The sequence below is a fragment of the Vibrio sp. 03_296 genome, from assembly GCF_002265885.1.
This window is the reverse complement of sequence record NZ_NPKW01000725.1, coordinates 1-876: the sequence shown is the minus strand read 5'-3', so window position 1 is coordinate 876 and position 876 is coordinate 1. Positions and strand designations below refer to the sequence as shown.

The following is an 876-nucleotide window of genomic DNA, read 5'->3' as shown; positions in this document are numbered from 1 at the left end:
ATAGGCGGCAGTTTGCGCCGTGCTTCTTGCTCGCTGACAGGCCATCACGGCGAGCAGCAGATCCGCACTTACCTGTTCGACAAATTGTTTTTAGGCGTGGATGGCTTTGATTTGCAAGCGGGCATTACCACGCCGGACAACCACGAAGCGCAAGTGAACCGCGCGATGTGCGATGTGGCGAGACAAGTGATTGCGGTGACCGACTCGAGCAAATTTTGGCCGGCAAAAATGCTTTGCATGATCCGCGCTGCCAACCAAATCGATGTGCTGGTGACGGACAGCCACATTCCTCATGCCACCCATGAAGCGCTTCGTAGCGATGGGGGTTGCAGTGATTCTCGCCGACCAAATGGCGCCAAACCGTAAGTTGAACTAGGACCAAACATGAAAACGCTACTTTCTTTAATTCAGCAACACAAAACAAGGCCACGCGAAGGGAATTTACTCGGTGTGTTCCGCGCATCCTTTGGTGTTGGAAGCGGCGATAAAACAAGCGGCGCGTGATGGTCAGTTGGTGCTGATTGAAGCAACCTCAAACCAAGTAAACCAGTTTGGCGGCTACACCGGGATGACACCACAAGTGTTTGCCGACTACGTAATGACCTTAGCGGAGCGTTTGAATTTTCCGAAAACGACGTTTGGTGCTGGGGGAGACCACCTTGGCCCAAACTGTTGGCAGCATCTACCTGCAAGACAAGCGATGGAGTACTCCGCGCAACTGATTCACGATTACGTGATGGCGGGTTTTAACAAATTCATCTCGATTGCATCCATGGCGTGTGAAGGCGATGCCATTCCCCTCAGTGAGCAAGTCGATGGCCGAGCGCGCTGCGCAGCTCTGTTTAGTTGCTGAGCAAGCATGGCAAGCGCGTGGTG

The 876-nt window shown here is 53.3% G+C and carries 2 pseudogenes; both read left to right on the top strand.

Going from position 1 to position 876, the window contains the following annotated elements:
- Positions 1 to 376: pseudogene (locus CIK04_RS27430) on the top strand (DeoR family transcriptional regulator); the annotation flags it as partial.
- Positions 377 to 384: 8 nt separating this feature from the next.
- Positions 385 to 876, top strand: a pseudogene (locus CIK04_RS27425) (class II D-tagatose-bisphosphate aldolase, non-catalytic subunit); the annotation flags it as partial.